A 22,726-nucleotide genomic window follows, 5' to 3' on the forward strand; every position below is an offset into this window, starting at 1 on the left:
CCGACTAGACTGCGCGGCCTATGAGCCTGCGCTTTCCTCAGATCCGTTACGACGCCAGCGACCAGCTCGCCGCCCTGTGCAAGGCCGGCGGCGATGCGCTGCGCCTGAACGTGCTGCGCGTGCTGGCCAGCGACTCCTTCGGCGTGCTCGAGCTGGCGCAGATCTTTGCCATCGGCCAGTCGGGGATGAGCCATCATCTCAAGGTACTCACCCAGGCCGGCCTGCTGGCCACCCGGCGCGAAGGCAACGCGGTGTTCTACCGACGCAGCCTGGCGCAGCTCGACAGCCCTGGCGGCCGGCTGCACGCGGCATTGCTGGAGGAAGCGGACCGACTGGAACTGCCACGCGAGATCGACGCCCGCATCGCCGCCGTACATGCCCAGCGCAGCGCCGCCAGCGAGGATTTCTTCGCGCGCATGGCCGACAGTTTCCAGGCCCGCCAGGACCTGATCGCCGGCCTGCCACAGTACCGCGACAGCGTGGTGGCCCTGCTCGACGCGCTGAACTTCGACGCCGAAGCCACGGCGCTGGAAGTCGGCCCCGGCGACGGCAGCTTCCTGCCGGAACTGGCCCGGCGCTTCGCCCGGGTGGTGGCGCTGGACAACAGCCCGGCGATGCTCGACCTGGCCCGCGCCCATTGCGAACAGACCGGGCTCGGCAACGTCGAACTCAGGCTGGCCGACGCCTTGCACGATGACTGCCCGGCGGCCGACTGCGTGGTACTGAACATGGTCCTGCATCACCTGGCTGCGCCGGGTGAGGCAATGAAACAACTGGCGCGGCTGGTAAAGGCGGGCGGCAGCCTGCTGATCACCGAGCTGTGCAGCCACAACCAGAGTTGGGCCAGGGAGGCCTGCGGCGATCTCTGGTTGGGCTTCGAACAGGACGATCTGGCCCGTTGGGCCGATGCCGCGGGGCTCACGCCCGGCGAGAGCCTCTACATTGGCTTGAAGAACGGTTTTCAGATCCAGGCCCGGCACTTTTCCCGGCCCGCTCCTGACGACCGACTCACCCACCGGTAATAGGAAACCGATAGATGAGCGAATACTCGATTTTCACCTCCGAGTCCGTGTCCGAAGGGCATCCGGACAAGATCGCCGATCAGATCTCCGATGCGGTGCTCGACGCCATCATCGCCGAGGACAAGCACGCCCGCGTGGCCTGCGAAACCCTGGTCAAGACCGGTGTAGCCATCGTCGCCGGTGAAGTGACCACCAGCGCCTGGGTCGATCTGGAGCAGCTGGTCCGCGACGTCATCGTCGACATCGGCTACAACAGCTCGGAAGTCGGTTTCGACGGCGCCACCTGCGGCATCATCAACATCATCGGCAAGCAGTCGGTGGACATCGCCCAGGGCGTCGACCGCACCAAGCCGGAAGACCAGGGTGCCGGCGACCAGGGCCTGATGTTCGGCTATGCCAGCAACGAGACCGACGTACTGATGCCGGCGCCGATCCGTTTCTCCCACGCCCTGGTCGAGCGCCAGGCCGAGGCGCGCAAGAACGGCCTGCTTCCGTGGCTGCGTCCGGACGCCAAGAGCCAGGTCACCTGCCGCTACGAGAACGGCCAGGTGGTCGGCATCGACGCCGTGGTGCTGTCGACCCAGCACAACCCCGACGTCAAGCAGAGCGATCTGCGCGAAGCGGTGATGGAGCTGATCATCAAGCACAGCCTGCCGGCCGAGCTGCTGCACAAGGACACCCAGTACCACATCAACCCGACCGGCCAGTTCGTCATCGGCGGCCCGGTAGGCGACTGCGGCCTGACCGGACGCAAGATCATCGTCGACACCTACGGCGGCATGGCCCGTCACGGCGGCGGCGCCTTCTCCGGCAAGGACCCGTCCAAGGTCGACCGCAGCGCTGCCTACGCCGGACGCTACGTCGCCAAGAACATCGTTGCCGCCGGTCTCGCCGATCGCTGCGAGATCCAGGTGTCCTATGCCATCGGCGTGGCGCAGCCGACGTCCATCTCGCTGAACACCTTCGGCACCGGCAAGCTCGGCGATGACAAGATCATCGCCCTGGTGCGCGAGCACTTCGATCTGCGCCCCTATGCGATCACCCGCATGCTCGACCTGCTGCACCCGATGTATCGCGCCACCGCCGCCTACGGCCACTTCGGCCGCACCCCCTACGAGATGACGGTGGGTGCCGACACCTTCACCGCCTTCACCTGGGAGAAGACCGACAAGGCCGACGCCCTGCGCGCCGCCGCCGGGCTGTAAGCAGCCTCCGGTCAACGGAAAACCCCGCCAGCCTGAGCCGTGCGGGGTTTTCTGCTTTCTGGACCGGATACATCCAGCGTCACGCAATCCGCACCAGGTCACGAAACCTGCATGCCAGCGCCTTTGCGCACCAGAAGCAAAACGCTATCATCGCCGCCCTTTTCGAACGGACTCGATCGATCACCTGTCGTGATCGACATTACAAGGAGCTTATCCATGCGTATTTCCCACCTCTTCGGCTGCGCCCTGCTCGCCCTCTCGAGCGCCTCGCTGCAGGCGGCTACCAGCGATGTGCAGGCCAAATGCGAACAACAGCTGAACGCCCAGCAAGGCAACCTGGAAACCGGCAAGCTGCTCGGCCAGATGCTCGGCAACGAGAAGCTCAGCAACGCCATCGCTCAGGTGGAGGGTGGTTGCGCACAACTGAACGGCGAAGAACTGGCGGCCAATGCCAACGCCACCGAACAGGGCGCGGCGATCGACGAGAAGGTCCAGGCCGTGACCCAGGCCAAGGATGCCGTGCTCGGCCTCGGCAAGATGTTCGGCAAGTAAGCTTGAAGTGCTGTAATTGAAAACGCCCGCATCTGCGGGCGTTTTCGTGTGCGGCTCAGTTCTTCAACCGATAGCCGGTCTTGAAGATCCACCACACCGCCAGCAGGCAGGCGGCGAGAAAGCCGAGGATCATCGCCAGGCTGATGCCGACACTGATGTCCGAGACGCCGTAGAAGCTCCAGCGGAAGCCGCTGATCAGGTACACCACCGGGTTGAACAGCGTGATCTTCTGCCACAGCGGCGGCAGCATCTCGATGGAGTAGAAGCTCCCGCCGAGAAAAGCCAAAGGCGTGACGATCAGCGCCGGGACGATCTGCAGCTTCTCCCAGCCGTCGGCCCAGATGCCGATGATGAACCCGAACAGGCAGAAAGTAACCGCCGTCAGCACCAGGAACAGCGCCATCATCAGCGGATGCTGGATCTCATAATCGACGAACAGGCGCGCGGTAAGCAGGATGATCACGCCGAGAATCAGCGATTTGGTCGCTGCTGCGCCAACGTAGCCGATGACGATCTCGACATAGGACACCGGCGCCGACAGCACCTCGTAGATGGTCCCCGAGTAGCGCGGCATGTAGATGCCGAACGAGGCGTTGGAGATGCTCTCGGAAAGCAGCGCCATCATGATCAGGCCGGGAATGATGAAGGCGCCGTAGGGGATGCCGTGCATGGCCTCCATGCGCGCGCCGATGGCCGAGCCGAACACCACGAAGTACAGCGAGGTGGAGATCACCGGGGTGGCGATGCTCTGCAGCAGGGTGCGCCAGGTGCGCGCCAGTTCGAACAGGTAGATCGCGCGGATCGCGTAAACATTCATGCAGTTGTTCCTTCAGCGACCGTGAACGAGGTTGACGAAGATTTCCTCCAGCGAGCTCTGGCTCGACTGCAGGTCCTTGAAGTCGATGCCGTGGGCGGCCAGGCGCTTGAGCAGCTCGGCGATGCCGGTGTCCTCGTGCTGGGCATCGAAGGTGAACACCAGCTGGTTGCCGGCATCGGTCAGCTCCAGCGGATAGCCGGCCAGCTCTTCCGGGATCGCCGTCAACGGGCGCTGCAGGTGCAGGGTCAGCTGCTTCTTGCCGAGCTTGTGCATCAGCACATGCTTGTCCTCGACGAGGATGATCTCGCCCTTGCTGATCACCCCGATGCGGTCGGCCATCTCTTCGGCCTCCTCGATGTAGTGGGTGGTGAGGATGATGGTCACGCCCCGTTCGCGCAGGCCGCGGACCATCTCCCACATGTCCCGGCGCAGCTCGACATCGACGCCAGCGGTGGGCTCGTCGAGGAACAGGATTGATGGCTCGTGGGACAGTGCCTTGGCGATCATCACGCGGCGCTTCATGCCACCGGAGAGTTCCAGAATCCGGGCATTGCGCTTGTCCCACAGGGACAAATCGCGCAACAGTTTCTCGAGGAACGAATCGTCCGGCGCCTTGCCAAACAGCCCGCGCGAAAAACGCACCGTCGCCCAGACGCTCTCGAACCCCTCGTTGAACAGCTCCTGCGGCACCAGGCCGATCTTCGAGCGGGCTGCGCGGTAGTCCTGGACGATGTCGTGGCCGTCGACCACTACGCGGCCGCCGCCGGGGTTGACGATGCCGCAGATGATGCTGATCAGCGTGGTCTTGCCGGCGCCGTTGGGTCCGAGCAGGGCGAAGATCTCGCCCTTGCGGATCTCGAGGTCGATGCGTTTGAGCGCGGGATGTCCGGACGCGTAGGTCTTGGTGAGCTGCTCGATGGCGATCACTGGGTACACGGGCTCGTCTCTTCGAGGAATTGAGGGGCGAATTGTAGATAAAAAGCGCGTCCTCCCGTGTCGCCGATTTCGGCCGACCGCTGCGCTACTGACCACGGTCATGGCAGTGGCATGGCAGCGGGGGGATGCTCAAGGAAGCTCGAAATAGGGATGTCAGCTGGGAGGCTTGCCCAAGATGAGACAGATAAAACTCACCTACGTCGCGCTGTTCGTCGGACTGACGCTGCTCTGGCTGCTGGTCGACAGCTTCGTCATGGCGCATTACCAGATCTGGCCGCTGCGCAAGGTGATGGTGCACTACAGCGGTGTGCTCGGCATTGCCGCGATGAGCGTGGCGGTGATACTGGCGGCGCGGCCACGGCGCTTCGAACGCTTCTTCGACGGCCTGGACAAGACCTATCGGCTGCACAAGTGGCTGGGCATCAGCGCCCTGGTGATCGCCATCTTCCACTGGGGCTGGGGCCAGATTCCGAAATGGCTGGTGGGTTTCGGCTGGCTGGAGCGACCGGCTCGGCGCGCCGGCGAGGGCCAGGTTCACGAAGGCATCTTCGCCCTGCTGCAACGCTTTCGCGGCATCGCGGAGACCATCGGCGAGTGGGCCTTCTATGCCGCGGTCATCCTCATCGTGCTGGCACTGGTCAAGCGCTTCCCCTACCGCTGGTTCTTCCGCACCCACCGCTGGCTGGCATTGGTCTACCTGGCGTTGGTGGTGCACGCGGTGGTGCTGACGCCGCCGGATTACTGGACGTCGCCGCTGGGCCTGGTGCTGGCCGTGCTCATGGCCGCCGGCTCGCTGGCCGCCTGCATCTCGCTGCTGCGCCGCATCGGCCGCAAGCATCAGGTGGTAGGCCGCATCGAAAGCCTGACCCATCACCGCGACAACCGCGTGCTGCGTGTCGACATCAAGCTCGATGGCGCCTGGCCGGGACACAAGGCCGGGCAGTTCGCCTTCGTCACCTTCGACGACAAGGAAGGGCCGCACCCCTTCAGCCTCTCCTCGGCCTGGTGCAACGATGGCCGGCTGGCCTTCTCCATCAAGGGCCTCGGCGACTACACCCGCACCCTGCCCCAGACGCTCAAGGTGGGCGACCCGGTGAAGGTGGAAGGTCCCTATGGCTGCTTCGATTTCCACAGCCGCAAGCCGCGGCAGATCTGGGTCGCCGGCGGCATCGGTATCGCGCCGTTCATCGGCCGCCTGCAAGCGCTGGCCGACAGCGGTAACGGGGACAACGTCGACTTCTTCTATTGCACCAGCGCGCCCGACCAGGGCTTCATCGAGCGCATCCGCGAGCTGGCCGAGCGCGCCCGGGTGCGCCTGCATGTGCTGGTCGCCAGCGAAGGCGGGCGGCTGACGCCCGAACGCCTGCGCCAGCTGGCGCCGCAGTGGCAGGACAGTGACGTCTGGTTCTGCGGCCCTGCCGGTTTCGGTCTGGACCTCAGCCGTGACCTGCAGCGGCGCGGCCTGCCGGCGCGGGATTTCCATCAGGAACTGTTCAACATGCGCTGACGCACGGTCGGCTCGCGCCTGGCAGGCGACAATCCGGCATCGGTCCGCCGGCGTCGGCGGGCCGCGCCCCCGTCACCAGAGCAAGGATGCTCGCCATGCCACGCCTGATCGCGCTATCGCTGTGCCTGTTCGCCCCTGCCTGCCTCGCCACCTGTCCGAACTGGGACGACGCGCGGGCACGCCAGGAAATCCACCAGCTGCAGGCGCAGCTCGCCCAGTGGGACGATGCCTATCACCGGCGCGGTCAGTCGCTGGTGGACGACGAGATCTATGACCAGAGCCGCGCGCAGCTGGACGGCTGGCGGCGCTGCTTCGTCGGCACCAGCGCGGCACCGGATCCGCTGCAGAATGCCGGCGGTCCGCTGCGCCATCCGGTCAGACAGACCGGCCTGGTCAAGCTCGCCGACGAGCAGGCGGTTGCGACCTGGATCGCGCGGCGCCGCGACTTGTGGATTCAGCCCAAGATCGACGGTGTCGCGGTCACCCTGGTGTATCGTCATGGCGCCCTGCAGCAGGCCATCAGCCGTGGCGATGGCCTTACCGGACAGGACTGGACAGCCAATGCCCGTAGACTGGCAGCGATCCCTGCGCGCCTGGCGGTACCCGACGAGGTCATCCTGCAGGGCGAGCTCTACTGGCGACTGGACCGGCATGTCCAGGCATCGCATGGCAGCGCGGGGGCTCGCGGGCGCGTGGCCGGCGCCATGGCCAGCAACGGCCTGGACAGGGACACTGCCGCGCGGATCGGCCTGTTCGTCTGGGACTGGCCGAACGGCCCGGACAGCATGAACGCCCGGCTCGGGCAGCTGGCGGCACTCGGCTTCCCCGATACGCAGTCGTTCAGCCAGCCCGTGGAAACACTGGAACACGCCCGCCACTGGCGCGAGCACTGGTATCGCCAAGCGTTGCCGTTCGCCACCGATGGCGTGGTGCTGCGCCAGGAGCAACGTCCGCCGGCCGAGCGCTGGCAGGCCGAGCCCCACTGGGCCGCAGCCTGGAAGTACCCGCTGCGCAAGGCGCTGACCGAGGTGCGCGACGTCGAATTTCGCATCGGCCGCACCGGGCGGATCACACCGCTGCTGCAGCTCGCTCCGGTCCAGCTGGATGATCGACGCGTGCGCACGCTGAGCCTCGGTTCGCTGGATCGTTGGCAGGCGCTGGACGTGCGCCCCGGTGACCGGGTCGCGGTTGCGCTGGCCGGGCATAGCATTCCGCAGCTGGACAGCGTGGTCTGGCGTCACACCGAGCGGGCTCCGGTCGCCGCGCCCGATCCGCGGCGCTATCACCCTGACAGCTGCTGGCGGCCAGCGCCCGGCTGCGACCAGCAGTTCCTCGCCCGTCTGGTCTGGCTGGGCGGCAGGCAAGGCCTGGCGCTCGAGGGCGTCGGCGCCGGCAGCTGGCAGGCATTGCTGGAGGCCGGCCTGCTACCCGACCTGCTCGCCTGGCTGGAATTGGATGCCGCCGCACTCGAGCAGGTGCCCGGCATTGGCAAGGCGCGCGCCAACAAGCTCGCCGCGAGCTTCGCCCGAGCCCGGCAGAGGCCGCTGGCGCAATGGCTGAAGGCGCTCGGCCTACCGGCCAAGCAGCTGCCGCCCGCAGCGGACTGGGACGCGCTCGCCGCACGCGACCTGGCGCAGTGGCAAGCCGAAGCGGGAGTCGGTCCGGCGCGGGCGAAACAGCTGCAGGCGTTCTTCCGCGCGGCGGAGCTGCCCGCGCTGCGCGAACGACTACGCGCCGTCGGGGTTCCGGGCACCTGAGGGACTTTCGCCCGAACCCTGCGGTCGATAGAAGCTGGATAACAACTATGGAGGCGTGGCATGTCTTTGCGACATCTGCCCATTGCCCTGCTGACCGCCTGCGCTGTCGTCAGCCCGCTGCTCGCCGCCGCGCCGCAGGCCGACCCTCAGTGCCATGCACAGCGCCAGGCGCTGCGCGAGCAGCTGCAGCAGGCACGCCTGCAAGGCGACAAGCTGCAGCAGACCCAGCTCAATGCCGAGCTGCAGACCCTGACTAAGCAGTGCCAGGGCCTGGTAGCGCTGCACCCGCGGCAGGTGGAATACGAGCACGTCAACCGCCAGGTGGAGCGTCGCGAAACCCTGCTCCGTGAAGCATTGGGCACCGGCAATGCGCAGCTGATCGAGCTGCGCCGCGATCAGCTGGCCAAATCCCGGGAAAAACTGGACACCCTGCGCCGCTGAGCCGCCTCAGTAGGCGCGGAACTCCTTGTGGCAGGCCTCGCAGGCATCCTCGACACGCTGGAAGGCCGGGGCGACACGCTCAGCGGTCACCGGACCCGCGGTCGTCACCTCCACCAGCGCAGCCGTGTCGGCCTCCAGCGCGCGGGCCAGTTCCTGGAAGCGCTCCTGGCGCTGCCAGACATCGTCACGCGCGTCGCTCTGCTTTTCCTTGACCTCCGGATAGTGCTGCCAGGGTTGGCGCGACAGCTCGTCGAGCTTGGCGGCGCCGCTGGTAAACGCCGTGCCGTCGAATGGGATGCGCCCGCGCAGCATGCCGCCGAGGTCTTCCTTGGTATCGAGCATCGCCTGATAGATCGCCTTGCGCTTGCCCAGCGGCGAGTCAGGGTCGACACGATCACAGCCTGCCAGCAGCAGCGCGGCGAACAGGGGAAGGCACAGCAATCTCAACGTCATGGTTCGGCCACTCACGGATACGAAGCGCGGGATTATCCCCGCCCGTGGGCGGTTGAACAAATCAGTCGGGCTTGGACTTCGTCAGCAAAGATTGCGCACCGCCTTTATTGCGACCAGCTGCCGCCGGCACTTTCGCAGTCGATCTTGGCCTGGGCGCGATCGCTGGCGTGATAGTGATACGTGACGATGGTTGCGTCCTCGCTGATCTGGGTCGGCAAGGTACCGTTCTTCGCCTGGGAACCGGTGGCGCGCTCGTTGGCGAGGGTTTCCGGCGTCATCGGCGCGGTACAGATACCAAAGTGCCCGTCCGGACAGCTGTCACGAATCTCGCGGCGAGAGTTCTTCACCGCCTCGTTGTCCTGACAGACCCAGTTGATGGCGTCGTCCTTGTCCACGCCGTGGAACTCGAAGCACTGTTCGGTCACCACCGGCGCCGGTACCGCACCGGAGGTTTCGCTGTGGACATAGCAGGACTGCGCTGCGGCCGGCAGGCTGATCGCGCCCACCAGCAGGAAGGGCGCAAGGCGAAGCATGGGGTTCATGGCGGTCTCCTGAAACGGTTTCGCCCGGCAAGGGTCACCGAACCTTCAACTTCGACCGTCCGGTCATCCGTGGAGTTCGCCGAGCAGCGGGCTTGGGATTGCCGGACGGCGCGGCTATAATCGCCGGGTTTTACCCGATCGACTCCGCTTCGATCGTGCCCGCCACCCACCCGAGGGGCGCTGCAGCAGGTTCCAGAACCTGTCAGGCTCGGATGGGGCGTTTCCTCGAACGCATCAACGGCGCCCATTCGCAACCATACGAATGGAGAACTCTTCGATGAGTGCTGTCATGACGCCTGCCGGTTTCACCGACTTCAAGGTCGCCGACATTTCCCTGGCCGCCTGGGGCCGCCGCGAGATCATCATCGCCGAATCGGAAATGCCCGCCCTGATGGGCCTGCGCCGCAAGTACGCCGCCGAGCAACCGCTCAAGGGCGCGAAGATCCTGGGCTGTATCCACATGACCATCCAGACCGCGGTGCTGATCGAGACGCTGATCGCCCTCGGCGCCGAGGTACGCTGGTCCTCCTGCAACATCTTCTCCACCCAGGACCAGGCCGCTGCCGCCATCGCCGCTGCCGGCATCCCGGTATTCGCCTGGAAGGGCGAAACCGAGGAAGAATACGAGTGGTGCATCGAGCAGACCATCCTCAAGGACGGCCAGCCGTGGGACGCCAACATGGTGCTGGACGACGGCGGTGACCTGACCCAGATCCTGCACGACAAGTATCCGCAGGTGCTCGAGCGCGTGCACGGCATCACCGAGGAAACCACCACCGGTGTGCACCGCCTGCTCGACATGCTCAAGGGCGGCACCCTGAAAGTGCCGGCGATCAACGTCAACGACTCGGTCACCAAGAGCAAGAACGACAACAAGTACGGCTGCCGCCACAGCCTGAACGACGCCATCAAGCGCGCCACCGATCACCTGCTCTCCGGCAAGCAGGCGCTGGTCATCGGCTACGGCGACGTAGGCAAGGGCTCGGCACAGTCGCTGCGCCAGGAAGGCATGATCGTCAAGGTCTCCGAGGTCGACCCGATCTGCGCCATGCAGGCCTGCATGGACGGCTTCGAGCTGGTTTCCCCCTACAAGAACGGCATCAACGACGGCACCGAAGCCAGCGTCGACGCCGCGCTGCTGGGCAAGATCGACCTGATCGTCACCACGACCGGTAACGTCAATGTGTGCGACGCCGGCATGCTCAAGGCGCTGAAGAAGCGCGCCGTGGTGTGCAACATCGGTCACTTCGACAACGAGATCGACACCGCCTTCATGCGCCAGAACTGGGGCTGGGAAGAGGTCAAGCCGCAGGTGCACAAGATCCACCGCACCGGCAAGACCGTCGACCCGACCAACGATGACTACCTGATTCTCCTGGCCGAAGGCCGCCTGGTGAACCTGGGCAACGCCACCGGCCACCCGAGCCGGATCATGGACGGCTCCTTCGCCAACCAGGTGCTGGCGCAGATCCACCTCTACAACGAGAAGTTCGCCGACCTGCCGGTGGCCGAGAAGACCCAGAACGTCACCGTCATGGTGCTGCCGAAGAAGCTCGACGAAGAAGTGGCACTGGAGATGGTCAAGGGCTTCGGTGGCGTGGTCACCCAGCTGACCGCCAAGCAGGCCGAGTACATCGGCGTTGCCGTCGAAGGTCCGTTCAAGCCGGACAGCTACCGCTACTAAGCAGGTCACGTCACAGGCTGCGAGGCGCCAGGTGCGCTCGCGGCCTGCGGCTTGCAGCTCAAGGAATTTCTGTATGACCTCTTCAAATCGCCCTTCCATCAGCTTCGAGTTCTTCCCCACCAAGACCGAAGCCGGGCATGAAAAACTGCTGAACGTGGCGCGCCAGCTGGCGGGCTACCAGCCCGATTTCTTCTCCTGCACCTACGGTGCCGGTGGCTCGACGCGCGACCGCACGCTCAACACCGTGCTGCAACTCGACGGTGAGGTGAAGATCCCCACCGCACCGCACCTGTCCTGCGTTGGCGACACCAAGGCCGAGCTGCGCGAGCTGCTGAACCTCTACAAGAGTGCCGGCATCCAGCGCATCGTCGCCCTGCGCGGCGACCTGCCGTCGGGTATGGGCATGGCCAGCGGCGAGCTGCGCTACGCCAACGAACTGGTGGAGTTCATCCGCGCCGAGACCGGTGACCACTTTCATATCGAGATCGCCGCCTACCCGGAAATGCATCCCCAGGCGCGCAACTTCGAGGACGACCTGGCGAACTTCGTGCGCAAGGCCAAGGCCGGCGCCGACAGTGCGATTACCCAGTACTTCTTCAATGCCGACTGCTACTTCTACTTCGTCGAGCGCGTGCGCAAGCTCGGGGTTCAGACGCCGGTGGTGCCGGGCATCATGCCGATCACCAATTACAGCAAACTGGCCCGCTTCTCCGATGCCTGTGGCGCGGAGATCCCACGCTGGGTGCGCAAACAGCTCGAAGCCTATGGCGACGACATGCAGAGCATCCAGGCCTTCGGCGAGCAGGTCATCACCGAGATGTGCGAGAAGCTGCTGGCCGGTGGTGCTCCTGGCCTGCATTTCTACACACTGAACCAGGCCGAGCCGAGCCTGGCGATCTGGAACAACCTCGGGCTGTCACGCTGAGTTGAATCAACCAGCTCCGTAGAAATGCGGAGCTGGCTAATGAACCCGTGACCTGCGACACTGTCAGAGCAATGCGGCGTTAACAGGCTCTGTTATACTCCGCGCTTCCGCCAGGCTTACGCCCGGATGCCGCCATCATATTTGCGGCAGGACCGGACGGGATCGCACGCCAGTCGCGATTCGAGCCAGGCATGATCATCCCAGGGCTTCGCCCTAACAAGACAGGATTACTCATGTCCTTTGCTTCCCTCGGTCTCTCCGAGGCTTTGGCCGGTGCCGTCGAGGCCGCCGGTTACACCCAGCCTACCCCCGTGCAACAGCGGGCGATTCCCGCCGTGTTGCAAGGCCGTGACCTGATGGTCGCCGCCCAGACCGGAACCGGTAAGACAGGCGGTTTCGCCCTGCCGGTACTCGAATTACTCTTCCCGGGCGGCCACCCGGATCGCGAGCACCGCTACGGCCCGAAACAGCCGCGCGTACTGGTGCTGACACCGACCCGCGAGCTCGCCGCCCAGGTTCACGACAGCTTCAAGGTCTATGCCCGTGACCTGCCTCTGAAGAGCACCTGCATCTTCGGCGGCGTCGGTATGAACCCGCAGATCCAGGCGGTTGCCAAGGGCCTCGACGTGCTGGTCGCCTGCCCAGGCCGTCTGCTCGATCTGGCCAACCAGAAGGCCATCGATCTGTCGCACGTGGAAATTCTCGTCCTCGACGAAGCCGACCGCATGCTCGACATGGGCTTCATCCATGACGTCAAGAAGGTCCTGGCCAAACTGCCGGCCAAGCGCCAGAACCTGCTGTTCTCGGCCACCTTCTCCAAAGACATCACCGATCTGGCGGGCAAGCTGCTGCACAACCCCGAGCGCATCGAGGTCACGCCGCCGAACACCACGGTCGAGCGTATCGAGCAGCGGATGTTCCGCATCGCCGCCAGCCACAAGCGTGCCCTGCTCGCTCACCTGATCACTCAGGGCGCCTGGGAGCAGGTGCTGGTCTTCACCCGTACCAAGCATGGCGCCAATCGCCTAGCCGAGTATTTGGAGAAGCACGGCCTGCCGGCTGCGGCGATCCACGGCAACAAGAGCCAGAACGCCCGCACCAAGGCTCTGGCCGACTTCAAGGCCAACCAGGTGCGCATTCTGGTCGCCACCGATATCGCAGCCCGCGGTCTGGATATCGACCAGCTGCCCCATGTGGTCAACTTCGAGCTGCCCAACGTCGAGGAAGACTACGTACACCGCATCGGCCGTACTGGCCGTGCCGGGCGCAGCGGTGAAGCCATTTCGCTGGTCGCGCCGGACGAGGAAAAGCTGCTCAAGGGCATCGAGCGCATGACCAAGCAGCGCATCCCTGAAGGCGATCTGATGGGTTTCGATGCCAGCGCCATCGAGGCGGAGAAGCCGGAGGTGCGCGAACCGCGCCAGCCGCGTCCGCAGCGTGGCGAACGCAAGGCTCGCGCTGAGCGCGAAAAGCCGGCAGAGAAAGGCACCGAGCAGAAGGAACGCAACCGCCGCAGCCAGAGCAAGGCGCGCAAGCCTGCTCGCGATGGAGCCGCCAGTGAAGCGCAAACCGCTGCTCGACCTCCGCAGCTGCCGCCAAACCGTGCTCCGGACGAGTTTCTCGATGACGAAGTGGACAACTTCGGCAATCGCGTCGACTACGTCAGCCCGTATCAGAACAAGCAGAACCGCGGCCGGCGCCCTGGTGCTCCGGCTCCGGCTGGTGCCGCGCCACGTGCCGCCGGAGCCGCACGCCCTGGCGCTGCTGGTGCTCCCGCCGGCAAGGGCAAACGTCCGGGTACGGGCCAAGGCCAGGCGGCACGCAGCGGCCAGCCGCGCAACGGCCAGCCACGGCGCAAGAACGACAGCCGACGGATCGAAGAGCCGGCCGTCGCGCGCCAGGAAGCTGCCAAGCCGCGTGAAAAGCAGCCGGTGATCATCCACAAGGAATCGAAGATCGATCGCCTGCCCAGTCTGGACCAGCTCGAGCAGCTGCCAACCCGGCCACGAGGTGAGAAGCCGGCCCTGCTGACGCGTAACCGCGAGGCATAAGCCACGCACAAAAAAACGCCGCCCAATGGGCGGCGTTTTCGTTTCTATGTATCGGCGGTGATTACACGTCAATCCAGCAACGCTGCAACACCGCCTCTGCCGATCAACCCTCGGCCGGCTGCGCCTGCGCAGTTTCCTGCCAGCCACCACCGAGCGCCTTGAACAGATTGACCTCGCTGGTCATCTGCGCGAGCCGATCGCTGATCAGCTGTTGCTGCACGCTAAACAGCTGGCGCTGCGCATCGAGCAAGGTCAGATAGCTGTCCACCCCGGTGCGATAGCGGCGCTCGGCAAGGTTGTAGTAGTCCTCGCTGGTTTCCAGCAGGTCGCGTTGCGCCTGCACCTGGCGGGTATAGGTGGCTTGGGCCGCCAGCCCATCGGCCACTTCGCGGAACGCCGTTTGGATCGCCTTTTCGTACTGCGCAACCTGGATGTTCTTGCTGATCTGCGCGTAATCCACATTCGCCCGCAGCTGACCAGCATTGAAGATCGGCACGCTGATACTCGGCGAGAAGCTCCAATAACCGGAACCGCCATCGAACAGCCCTGACAGCTCTCTGCTGGCGGTGCCCGCAGCGCCGGTCAGGCTGATCCGCGGGAAAAAGGCCGCGCGCGCAGCACCGATGCTGGCATTGACCGCCCTGAGCTGATACTCGGCCTGAAGAATATCCGGCCGCTGCTGCAGCAGATCCGACGGCAAGCCGACCGGCAGCGCTGCCAGCTGGGTGCGCTCCAGGCCATCACCTGATGGCAATCCGGCCGGCAGGTTCTGCCCCAGCAACAGCGTCAGCGCGTTACGGTCCTGCGCAACCAGACGCGTGTACTGTTCGATGCTGACCCGTGCGCTGTCCACCGCGCTGCGCGCCTGACGCAGCTCCAGTGCCGAAGCGACGCCGACGTCGAAACTGCGCTGGGTCAGACCAAAGCTCTCTTCATAGGTTTTTAACGTATCGCGTGTGACCTGCAGCAGTGCCTGATCGGCCTGCAGCGTCAACCAGGCGTTGGCGACGCTGGCAATAAGGCTGATCTGGGTACTGCGCTGCGCGGCCTCGCTGGCGAAGAACTCCTCCAGCGCCTGGTCGCGGAGACTGCGCAGCCGGCCGAACAGATCGAGCTCCCAGGAAACACCAAAGGTCGCGCTGTACTGGCTGCTGATCGCCGGCTCGCCGCTCATACTCAGGTCACCCGGGGTACGACTGCGCGTGCCGGCACCATCAGCACTGACGGCAGGCAGCAAATCGGCGCGCTGGATACGATACAGCGCCCGGTAGGCATCAACGTTGAGCGCCGCAACACGCAGGTCACGGTTGTTCTCAAGCGCCACTTCGATCAGTTGCTGCAGCGCCGGGTCGCGGAAGAACTCACGCCAGCCAAGCGTCTGCTCGGACGCCTGTGCTGCGCCCTGCTGATAAGCCTCGCCTTGCGGCCAGTCGCCAGCAACCGGCGCATCCGGGCGCTGGTAATCGGGTATCAGCGAGCAGCCGGTGAGCGCCGTCATGAGCGCCAGACTCAACAGAGACTTGTTCACAGCGAGTCCTCCTTCACACCTTCGTTGGCGGGCTTCGTGCGGTCGAAGATTGTGCAGATCATCACGTAGAACAACGGAATCCAGAAAATCGCCAGCACCGCTGCGGAGATCATCCCGCCGATCACGCCGGTACCGATGGCGTGCTTACTGCCCGCGCCAGCCCCGGAAGCAAGCGCCAGCGGCACCACACCAAGAATGAACGCCAGCGACGTCATGATGATCGGCCGTAGACGCATGCGGCATGCCTGCAATGCCGCGTCGACATGACTCATGCCCTGCTCGTGCAGCGCTTTGGCGAACTCCACGATAAGGATCGCGTTACGCGCCGACAGACCAATGGTAGTGACCAGGCCAACCTGGAAGAACACCTCGTTGGAAAGGCCACGCAGCAGCGTGAAGGCGAGCGCACCGACGATGCCAAGCGGCACCACCAGCATGACCGAGAACGGTATCGACCAGCTCTCGTACAACGCCGCCAGGCAGAGGAAGACCACCAGCAACGAAAGGGCATACAGCGCAAGGGTCTGCGAGCCCGCCAGACGCTCCTCGTAGGACTGCCCGGTCCAGGAATAACCCACCCCAGGCGGCAGCTGAGCAGCAATGCGCTCAACCTCGGCCATCGCATCACCCGAGCTATAGCCGGGGGCCGGCTCGCCGAGCATTTCGATCGCGCTGACCCCGTTGTAGCGAGAAAGCTTGGGTGAGCCGTATGTCCACTCACCGGTCGCGAAGGCGCTGAAGGGCACCATTTCCCCAGCGTCGTTGCGCACGTACCACTTCTGCAGATCTTCGGGGCTCATACGGGCACTGGAGACGCCCTGCAGATACACCTTCTTGACTCGACCGCGGTCGATGAAGTCATTGACGTAGCGGCCCCCCCAGGCAATCGATAACGTACTGTTTATATCCGCTAGCGGAACGCCCAACACGCGCGCCTTTTCGTCGTCGATCAACACCTGATACTGCGGCTCGTCACGCAGCGTGTTTGGCCGTACCCGGGTCAACACCGGGCTCTGACTGGCCAACTGCATGAACTGATCCCGCGCCTGCTGCAGCACCTCCTGGCCCACCCCAGCTCGATCCTGCAGGTACAGATTGAAACCGGTGGCGTTGCCCAGCTCCATGACCGCCGGCGGCGCGAAAGCGAATACCTGTGCATCACGGAAGCTGGCGAAGTGCTGCTGCGCCCGTTCGGCCAGCGCGAACACGCTGTCTTCCTTGTTGGTTCGCTCGCTCCAGGGCTTGAGACCAATGAAGGCGATACCCGAACTCTGACCACGACCGGCAAAGCTGAATCCAGTCACGGTAAATACCGAGCGCACGATGTCGCCCTCTTCCTCCAGCAGATAGCTACGCATGGCATCGATGCTCTGCTGAGTCCGCTCGGCGGTCGAGCCCGACGGGGTCATTACCTGCGCGAACAACACGCCCTGGTCCTCTTCCGGCAGGAACGCGCTGGGGATTCGGCCGAACAGGACGACCATGACACCGACGATCAGCACATAGAGCAGAAGGAACGGCGCCTTGCGCCTGAGGACGGCTTTTACGCCACGCTCATATCCATTGACGCTGCGCTCGAAGGAGCGATTGAACCAGCCGAAGAAACCGCGTTTCTCGTGATGGTCGCCCTTGTCGATCGGCTTCAGCAATGTGGCACACAGCGCCGGCGTGAAGATCAGCGCCATCAGTACCGAGAGCACCATCGCCGAAACAATGGTGATGGAAAACTGCCTGTAGATGACCCCTGTCGAACCGCCGAAAAAGGCCATCGGCAGTAGCACCGCGGAGAGCACCACACCGATGCCAATAAGCGCCCCTTGGATCTGGCCCATGGACTTGCGTGTCGCTTCCAGCGGCGAGAGGCCCTCTTCACGCATCACCCGCTCGACGTTTTCCACTACCACGATGGCATCGTCCACCAGCAGACCGATTGCCAGAATCATGGCGAACATGGTCAACGTGTTGATGCTGAAGCCGAACACCGCCAGCACGCCAAAGGTGCCCAGCAGGACCACCGGCACAGCGAGCGTCGGTATTAGCGTGGCGCGGAAGTTCTGCAGAAACAGGTACATCACCAGGAATACCAGCACGAACGCCTCGAACAGCGTGTGCATCACCCCAGTAATGGAAGCGGAGATGACCGGGGTGGTGTCGTATGGATAGACCACCTCGACACCCGGCGGGAAGAACGGCTTGAGCTCTTCGATAGTCTTGCGTACACCCTCAACGGTATCCAGCGCGTTGGCCCCAGTGGCCAGCTTTAGCGCAAGACCGGCCGCAGGCTTGCCATTGAAGTGGGCGCTGACGGCATAGCTTTCGCCGCCCAGCTCGACCCTGGCAACGTCGCCCAGGCGTACCTGAGATCCATCGCTGTTGACCTTGAGCAGGATGTTGCGGAACTGCTCCGGGGTCTGCAGGCGCGTCTTGCCAATCACAGTGGCGTTGAGCTGTTGCCCCGGAAGGGCCGGCAAACCGCCGAGCTGACCGGAGGAAATCTGGACGTTCTGTGCCTGAATCGCCGAACTGACATCCACCGGCGTCAGGCTGAAGTTGTTCAGCTTCGCCGGATCGAGCCAGATCCGCATCGCATACTGGGCACCGAACACCTGGAAATCGCCCACGCCCTTGGTGCGGGAGATCGGGTCCTGCATGTTGGCGACGATGTAGTTGGCGAGATCGCGCTGGTCCAGGCTACCGTCGGTAGATACCAGGCCGATAACGACGAGGAAGTTGCGTACGGCCTTGGTGACACGGATACCCTGCTGCTGAACCTCCTGCGGCAACAGAGGCGTCGCTAGCTGCAACTTGTTCTGTACCTGGACCTGCGCGATATCAGGGTTGGTGCCCTGATCGAAGGTCACGGTGATTTCCATGCTGCCGTCGGAGTTGCTCGACGAACTGATGTAGCGCAAGCCATCGATACCGTTGAGCTGTTGTTCTATGACCTGCACCACGGTGTCCTGCACGGTCTGTGCAGACGCGCCTGGGTAGCTCACTGAGATACCGACGGCGGGCGCGGCGATGCTCGGATACTGGTTGACCGGCAATTTGAGGATAGACAGGCCGCCGGCAAGCATGATCACCAGGGCGATCACCCAGGCGAAAATCGGCCGGTCGATAAAGAAGTTGGACATGGACTAAAAACCCCTCAGCCTTCTTGGCCTTGGGGCTGTGCAGACACCCCACCGCGATTATCGACATTTGTCGCCGAGGACACCTCGACCTCAATCCCCGGCTGGATGAACTGCAGCCCCTCGGTGATCACGCGATCGCCCGGCTGCAGGCCGTCACCGACCAGCCAGCGATTGCCCACGGCACGCTCGGTCTTGATCTGACGCAGCTCCACTTTGTTCTCGGCATTGACCACCATCGCCGTCGGTTCGCCTTTGGCGTTTCGCGTCACGCCCTGCTGAGGCACCAGGATCGCCTCGCTTTTCATGCCTGCGACCAGTTGGGCATGCACAAACATGCCAGGCAGCAGAACCTTGTCAGGGTTGGGGAATACCGCTCGCAGCGTCACCGAGCCAGTGCCGGGATCCACCGTCACTTCGCTGAACTCGAGCTTGCCTTCATGACCGTAGTCGCTACCGTCTTCGAGCATCAGGGTCACCTTGGCAGCGTTCTCACCGGCCTTCTGCAGACGTCCTTCAGCCAGATCACGGCGCAGCGCAAGCAAATCGCGAGCGGGCTGTGTCACGTCCACATAGATCGGGTCAAGTTGCTGGATGGTTGCCAACTCCTGCGCCTGACCATTGCTGACCAGCGCGCCCTCGGTTACAGCCGAGCGGCCGATGCGACCGGAAATGGGCGCCAGCACCTTGGTGTAACGCACATCAATGCGCGCACGCTCCAACTCCGCCTCGGCCTGCAGGCTGGCCGCACGCGCCTCGTCGTAAGCCTGTTTGCTGACTGCCTGATCCTTGACCAGGTCGGCGTAGCGGTCTGCCAGCGACTTGCTCGAGGCAAGACTGGCCTGGGCACTCTTGAGCGTAGCTTCGTATACCGAGGCATCGATCTGGTACAGCTGCTGCCCGGCCTTGACGTCACTGCCCTCGGTGAAGAGGCGCTTCTGGATGATGCCGTTGACCTGCGGACGAACCTCGGCGATGCGGTAGGCGCGGGTACGGCCGGGCAGATCGGTGGTTACCGCAAAAGGCTCTGCCTGCAGGGTCACGACGCCCACGGTGGGCTTCTGCTGCGCCGGGGGTGCTGCTTCTTCCTGACAGCCGGCCAGGAAAACAGCCACGGCGAGAATGGACATCAGGGCAGCGTTGGCTGACTTGATTGGCATGGAAAGACCTCTTGAAGACCTGGCAGGCGGGAATGGGCAACAGCGCGGCGCAGACGCCGCGTAGAGTGGACCGAAATATACTTACATCCATGACTGTCTGTAAACCGCCAAGGAGTCATAGTATGCGCATTAAATGTTGCGAAACATTCGCAACGAACGCTCGGCGCGGATGCCCCGCGCATGATTCGCATCGCTCCAACGCAGAACGCCGGCTGGCGGCCGGCGTTCGTGCTTCACACGTCTGGGCTTACTTGCGCACGCCTTCGACCGAGATGATCAGGTCGACGGTCTGCGACGCCGGCCCCAGGTCCATCTTGATGTCGAAGTCCTTCAGGGTCAGGGTCGTGCTGCCCTCGAAACCGGCGCGGTAGCCGCCCCAGGGATCGTCGCCCTCACCGATGAACTTGGCCGCGATCACCACCGGCTTGGTCACACCGTTAAGGGTCAGATTGCCGGTGATATCGGCGGTGCCTTCACCAGTGGACTTCACCGATGTCGATTCGAATGTGGCCGTCGGGTGCTTGGCGACATTGAGGAAGTCATCGCTGCGCAGATGCTTGTCGCGCTCGGCATGATTGGTGTCGACGCTGGCGGTCTTCAGCGTGACGTTCACCTTGCTCTGCTCCGGCTTGGCCGCATCGAAGCTGAAGCTGCCGTCGAAATCCTTGAAGGTGCCCCAGAGCCAGCTGTAGCCAAGGTGGCTGATCTTGAAGTTGACGAAGGCGTGCTGGCCTTGCTTGTCGATGGCGTAATCGGCGGCGAATGCCTGGCCGCCGACCAGGGCGGAGCCGAGGACCAGCGCTGCGAGCGTTTTCTTGAGCATCAATGACTCTCCTATCGGGGTGATTAATCGGTGCTGCGACCGAGCATGCGCATCAGCGTCGCGTCGCGATCGATGAAATGGTGCTTGAGCGCGGCGAGGGCATGCACGACGGCGAAGATCACCAATGCCCAGGCAGCGTATTCGTGAACCAGCCCGGCACTGTCGGCCTGGTTGGGAATGGAGGTGATCAGCGCGGGCACTTCGAACAACCCGAACACGCTGATCGCGCGGCCGTCGGCCGTGGAAATCAGATAACCCGAGACCATCACCACGAACAGCCCGAGATAGAGCAGTCCATGGCCGAGCCTGGCGGCCGTTCGGGTCAGGCGGCCCTGGCTGGCCAGCGGTGCCGGTGCCGGGCTGACGAAGCGCCAGAGCACCCGCAGCAGCATGACCAGCAGCAACAGGATGCCGATACTCTTGTGCAGGTCCGGTGCGGTCCGGTACCAGCTGCTGTAGTAGTTCAGCCCGACCATCCAGAAACCCAGGGCGAACAGACCGAATACCGCCACGGCCACCAGCCAATGCAACACAATGCTGGTCAGCCCGTAATGCGTCGGGGAATTACGCCAGTGCATCGAATCCATCCTTCAATTTCGAGGGTTAGAAGCCTAGCCGGTTACCTATCGGAATAGAGCGCATTTTTTTGCTTTGAAACATCGAGCAAACCGATGAGTACCCCCATCGAGACGGGGCCGCCAGTTCTGCTAGGCTGCGCAACTCACCGCGCAAGGAGTCACCATGAGCCTGAACGACAGCTGGATGCAACGCGACCTCGCCGTACTCTGGCACCCCTGCACCCAGATGAAGGACCACGAACAGCTGCCGCTGATCCCCATCCGCCGCGGTGAAGGCGTGTGGCTGGAGGACTTCGACGGCAAGCGCTACCTGGACGCGGTGAGCTCCTGGTGGGTCAACGTTTTCGGCCACGCCAATCCGCGCATCAATCAGCGCATCAAGGACCAGGTCGACCAGCTCGAGCACGTGATGCTCGCCGGCTTCAGCCATCAGCCGGTGGTGGAGCTGTCAGAGCGCCTGGTCGCCTTGACGCCGGCCGGGCTGGAGCGTGTGTTCTACACCGACAACGGCTCCACCGGCATCGAGGTGGCGTTGAAGATGAGCTTCCACTACTGGCGTAACTGCGGCCGCGAGCGCAAGCAGCGCTTCGTCACGCTGACCAATAGCTATCACGGCGAAACCGTGGCCGCCATGTCGGTGGGCGACGTGGCACTGTTCACCGACACCTACAAGCCACTGTTGCTGGACACGTTCAAGGTGCCGAGCCCGGACTGCTACCTGCGGCCCGAAGGTGTCAGCTGGGAAGAACACTCGCGGCAGATGTTCGCGCACATGGAGCAGACCCTGGCCGAGCATCACCAGGACATCGCCGCGGTCATCGTCGAGCCGCTGATCCAGGGTGCCGGCGGCATGCGCATGTACCACCCGATCTACCTCAAGCTGCTGCGCGAGGCCTGCGAACGCTACGAGGTGCACCTCATCCACGACGAGATCGCCGTCGGCTTCGGGCGCACCGGCACGATGTTCGCCTGCGAGCAGGCCGGCATCACGCCGGACTTCCTCTGCCTGTCCAAGGCCCTTACCGGCGGCTATCTGCCGATGGCCGCGGTGCTCACCACCGACCGCCTGTATCAGGCGTTCTACGACGACTACTCGACCCTGCGCGCCTTTCTTCATTCGCACACCTACACCGGCAATCCGCTGGCCTGTGCCGCCGCACTGGCGACGCTGGACATCTTCGCCGAGGACAACGTCATCGAGGCGAACAAGGCGCTGGCCGCACGCATGGCCAGCGCCACCGCGCACCTGGCCGAGCATCCACATGTGGCCGAGGTGCGCCAGACCGGCATGGCGCTGGCCATCGAGATGGTTCAGGACAAACCCAGCCGTACGGCCTACCCCTGGCAGGAACGTCGCGGGCTGAAGGTCTACCAGCATGCGCTGGAGCGCGGCGCCCTGCTGCGCCCGCTGGGCAGCGTGGTGTACTTCCTGCCGCCGTACTGCATCACCGAAGAGCAGATCGACTTCCTCGCCGCGGTTGCCAGCGAAGGGATCGATATCGCTACCCGCGACACCGTCCAGGTGGCGATGCCGAGCGGCCTCTATCCAGGCTTCCGCGATCCGGGCTGAACACCACGCAGCGTGCGGCGGCCTGCTGAGCGGGCTGCCGATGC

The 22,726-nt window shown here is 64.2% G+C and carries 19 protein-coding genes and 1 riboswitch; of the genes, 10 read left to right on the forward strand and 9 right to left on the reverse strand.

Annotation, left to right across the window (positions count from 1 at the left end):
• Positions 1-20: 20 nt before the first annotated feature.
• The 3 genes from PSTAB_RS19295 to PSTAB_RS19305 all read left to right on the forward strand — a co-directional run bounded on the left by PSTAB_RS19295 (position 21) and on the right by PSTAB_RS19305 (position 2,779).
• Positions 21-1,022, forward strand: coding sequence for an ArsR/SmtB family transcription factor (locus PSTAB_RS19295; protein ID WP_013984299.1), 1,002 nt, complete (start codon positions 21-23; stop codon positions 1,020-1,022).
• Between the two features lie 14 nt (positions 1,023-1,036).
• The gene (metK, locus tag PSTAB_RS19300) at positions 1,037-2,227 is read left to right on the forward strand and encodes a methionine adenosyltransferase (RefSeq protein WP_011914933.1); all 1,191 of its coding nucleotides are present in this window, start codon (positions 1,037-1,039) and stop codon (positions 2,225-2,227) included.
• 216 nt (positions 2,228-2,443) lie between these two features.
• Complete coding sequence (locus tag PSTAB_RS19305) at positions 2,444-2,779, forward strand: hypothetical protein (RefSeq protein WP_011914934.1); 336 nt, start codon at positions 2,444-2,446, stop codon at positions 2,777-2,779.
• A 55-nt stretch (positions 2,780-2,834) separates the two neighbouring features.
• Here PSTAB_RS19305 and PSTAB_RS19310 read toward each other — a convergent pair whose 3' ends face one another.
• A complete protein-coding gene (locus PSTAB_RS19310; RefSeq protein ID WP_011914935.1) occupies positions 2,835-3,596 on the reverse strand; it encodes an ABC transporter permease in 762 nt (253 codons plus the stop codon).
• A 12-nt stretch (positions 3,597-3,608) separates the two neighbouring features.
• The gene (locus PSTAB_RS19315; protein WP_017245410.1) at positions 3,609-4,532 is read right to left on the reverse strand and encodes an ABC transporter ATP-binding protein; all 924 of its coding nucleotides are present in this window, start codon (positions 4,530-4,532) and stop codon (positions 3,609-3,611) included.
• Positions 4,533-4,707: 175 nt separating this feature from the next.
• Between PSTAB_RS19315 and PSTAB_RS19320 the strand changes: the two genes are divergently transcribed.
• The 3 genes from PSTAB_RS19320 to PSTAB_RS19330 all read left to right on the forward strand — a co-directional run bounded on the left by PSTAB_RS19320 (position 4,708) and on the right by PSTAB_RS19330 (position 8,237).
• A complete protein-coding gene (locus tag PSTAB_RS19320; RefSeq protein WP_013984301.1) occupies positions 4,708-6,039 on the forward strand; it encodes a ferredoxin reductase family protein in 1,332 nt (443 codons plus the stop codon).
• A gap of 95 nt (positions 6,040-6,134) precedes the next feature.
• Positions 6,135-7,796, forward strand: coding sequence for an NAD-dependent DNA ligase LigB (gene ligB, locus PSTAB_RS19325; protein ID WP_013984302.1), 1,662 nt, complete (start codon positions 6,135-6,137; stop codon positions 7,794-7,796).
• Positions 7,797-7,856: 60 nt separating this feature from the next.
• On the forward strand, positions 7,857-8,237 hold the full coding sequence (locus PSTAB_RS19330; protein ID WP_013984303.1) for a DUF1090 domain-containing protein: 381 nt from the start codon (positions 7,857-7,859) through the stop codon (positions 8,235-8,237).
• Positions 8,238-8,243: 6 nt separating this feature from the next.
• Here PSTAB_RS19330 and PSTAB_RS19335 read toward each other — a convergent pair whose 3' ends face one another.
• Together PSTAB_RS19335 and PSTAB_RS19340 are read right to left on the reverse strand one after the other, a co-directional pair.
• Positions 8,244-8,690 (reverse strand): c-type cytochrome, encoded by a 447-nt coding sequence (locus PSTAB_RS19335; protein WP_013984304.1) that lies wholly within the window; start codon positions 8,688-8,690, stop codon positions 8,244-8,246.
• Positions 8,691-8,794: 104 nt separating this feature from the next.
• Positions 8,795-9,232: a hypothetical protein gene (locus tag PSTAB_RS19340; protein WP_013984305.1), complete on the reverse strand. Its 438-nt coding sequence runs from the start codon at positions 9,230-9,232 to the stop codon at positions 8,795-8,797.
• 166 nt (positions 9,233-9,398) lie between these two features.
• Positions 9,399-9,485, forward strand: a riboswitch (S-adenosyl-L-homocysteine riboswitch).
• Between the two features lie 24 nt (positions 9,486-9,509).
• On the opposite strand from PSTAB_RS19340, the gene ahcY reads away from it, so the two are divergent.
• The 3 genes from ahcY (at position 9,510) to PSTAB_RS19355 (ending at position 13,892) form a co-directional block, all read left to right on the forward strand.
• Positions 9,510-10,916, forward strand: a complete 1,407-nt coding sequence (ahcY, locus tag PSTAB_RS19345; protein ID WP_011914942.1) for an adenosylhomocysteinase — start codon at positions 9,510-9,512, stop codon at positions 10,914-10,916.
• A 73-nt stretch (positions 10,917-10,989) separates the two neighbouring features.
• A complete protein-coding gene (gene metF, locus PSTAB_RS19350; RefSeq protein ID WP_013984306.1) occupies positions 10,990-11,841 on the forward strand; it encodes a methylenetetrahydrofolate reductase [NAD(P)H] in 852 nt (283 codons plus the stop codon).
• Between the two features lie 233 nt (positions 11,842-12,074).
• Complete coding sequence (locus PSTAB_RS19355; protein WP_013984307.1) at positions 12,075-13,892, forward strand: DEAD/DEAH box helicase; 1,818 nt, start codon at positions 12,075-12,077, stop codon at positions 13,890-13,892.
• Positions 13,893-13,995: 103 nt separating this feature from the next.
• Here PSTAB_RS19355 and PSTAB_RS19360 read toward each other — a convergent pair whose 3' ends face one another.
• The 5 genes from PSTAB_RS19360 to PSTAB_RS19380 all read right to left on the reverse strand — a co-directional run bounded on the left by PSTAB_RS19360 (position 13,996) and on the right by PSTAB_RS19380 (position 21,112).
• Positions 13,996-15,420, reverse strand: coding sequence for an AdeC/AdeK/OprM family multidrug efflux complex outer membrane factor (locus PSTAB_RS19360; RefSeq protein ID WP_003282712.1), 1,425 nt, complete (start codon positions 15,418-15,420; stop codon positions 13,996-13,998).
• Positions 15,417-18,554: an efflux RND transporter permease subunit gene (locus PSTAB_RS19365; RefSeq protein WP_013984308.1), complete on the reverse strand. Its 3,138-nt coding sequence runs from the start codon at positions 18,552-18,554 to the stop codon at positions 15,417-15,419. Before PSTAB_RS19365 ends, PSTAB_RS19360 begins: the two co-directional genes overlap by 4 nt.
• Positions 18,555-18,568: 14 nt before the next feature.
• The gene (locus tag PSTAB_RS19370; protein ID WP_013984309.1) at positions 18,569-19,711 is read right to left on the reverse strand and encodes an efflux RND transporter periplasmic adaptor subunit; all 1,143 of its coding nucleotides are present in this window, start codon (positions 19,709-19,711) and stop codon (positions 18,569-18,571) included.
• A gap of 247 nt (positions 19,712-19,958) precedes the next feature.
• Positions 19,959-20,534, reverse strand: coding sequence for a YceI family protein (locus PSTAB_RS19375; RefSeq protein ID WP_013984310.1), 576 nt, complete (start codon positions 20,532-20,534; stop codon positions 19,959-19,961).
• 23 nt (positions 20,535-20,557) lie between these two features.
• A complete protein-coding gene (locus PSTAB_RS19380; protein ID WP_011914948.1) occupies positions 20,558-21,112 on the reverse strand; it encodes a cytochrome b in 555 nt (184 codons plus the stop codon).
• 163 nt (positions 21,113-21,275) lie between these two features.
• On the opposite strand from PSTAB_RS19380, the gene PSTAB_RS19385 reads away from it, so the two are divergent.
• Positions 21,276-22,682, forward strand: coding sequence for an adenosylmethionine--8-amino-7-oxononanoate transaminase (locus PSTAB_RS19385; protein ID WP_013984311.1), 1,407 nt, complete (start codon positions 21,276-21,278; stop codon positions 22,680-22,682).
• The last annotated feature ends 44 nt before the right edge of the window (positions 22,683-22,726 follow it).

The sequence above is a fragment of the Stutzerimonas stutzeri genome (assembly GCF_000219605.1).
GTDB classification, from domain to species: Bacteria; Pseudomonadota; Gammaproteobacteria; order Pseudomonadales; family Pseudomonadaceae; genus Stutzerimonas; species Stutzerimonas stutzeri.

What these genes read in the sequence shown, in the direction of transcription:
- PSTAB_RS19295 (WP_013984299.1), top strand. Translation starts at nt 21, where the DNA reads ATGAGCCTGCGCTTTCCTCAGATCCGTTACGACGCCAGCGACCAGCTC.
- metK (WP_011914933.1), top strand. Translation starts at nt 1,037, where the DNA reads ATGAGCGAATACTCGATTTTCACCTCCGAGTCCGTGTCCGAAGGGCAT.
- PSTAB_RS19305 (WP_011914934.1), top strand. Translation starts at nt 2,444, where the DNA reads ATGCGTATTTCCCACCTCTTCGGCTGCGCCCTGCTCGCCCTCTCGAGC.
- PSTAB_RS19310 (WP_011914935.1), bottom strand. Translation starts at nt 3,596, where the DNA reads ATGAATGTTTACGCGATCCGCGCGATCTACCTGTTCGAACTGGCGCGC.
- PSTAB_RS19320 (WP_013984301.1), top strand. Translation starts at nt 4,708, where the DNA reads ATGAGACAGATAAAACTCACCTACGTCGCGCTGTTCGTCGGACTGACG.
- ligB (WP_013984302.1), top strand. Translation starts at nt 6,135, where the DNA reads ATGCCACGCCTGATCGCGCTATCGCTGTGCCTGTTCGCCCCTGCCTGC.
- PSTAB_RS19330 (WP_013984303.1), top strand. Translation starts at nt 7,857, where the DNA reads ATGTCTTTGCGACATCTGCCCATTGCCCTGCTGACCGCCTGCGCTGTC.
- PSTAB_RS19335 (WP_013984304.1), bottom strand. Translation starts at nt 8,690, where the DNA reads ATGACGTTGAGATTGCTGTGCCTTCCCCTGTTCGCCGCGCTGCTGCTG.
- PSTAB_RS19340 (WP_013984305.1), bottom strand. Translation starts at nt 9,232, where the DNA reads ATGAACCCCATGCTTCGCCTTGCGCCCTTCCTGCTGGTGGGCGCGATC.
- ahcY (WP_011914942.1), top strand. Translation starts at nt 9,510, where the DNA reads ATGAGTGCTGTCATGACGCCTGCCGGTTTCACCGACTTCAAGGTCGCC.
- metF (WP_013984306.1), top strand. Translation starts at nt 10,990, where the DNA reads ATGACCTCTTCAAATCGCCCTTCCATCAGCTTCGAGTTCTTCCCCACC.
- PSTAB_RS19355 (WP_013984307.1), top strand. Translation starts at nt 12,075, where the DNA reads ATGTCCTTTGCTTCCCTCGGTCTCTCCGAGGCTTTGGCCGGTGCCGTC.
- PSTAB_RS19365 (WP_013984308.1), bottom strand. Translation starts at nt 18,554, where the DNA reads ATGTCCAACTTCTTTATCGACCGGCCGATTTTCGCCTGGGTGATCGCC.
- PSTAB_RS19370 (WP_013984309.1), bottom strand. Translation starts at nt 19,711, where the DNA reads ATGCCAATCAAGTCAGCCAACGCTGCCCTGATGTCCATTCTCGCCGTG.
- PSTAB_RS19375 (WP_013984310.1), bottom strand. Translation starts at nt 20,534, where the DNA reads ATGCTCAAGAAAACGCTCGCAGCGCTGGTCCTCGGCTCCGCCCTGGTC.
- PSTAB_RS19380 (WP_011914948.1), bottom strand. Translation starts at nt 21,112, where the DNA reads ATGCACTGGCGTAATTCCCCGACGCATTACGGGCTGACCAGCATTGTG.
- PSTAB_RS19385 (WP_013984311.1), top strand. Translation starts at nt 21,276, where the DNA reads ATGAGCCTGAACGACAGCTGGATGCAACGCGACCTCGCCGTACTCTGG.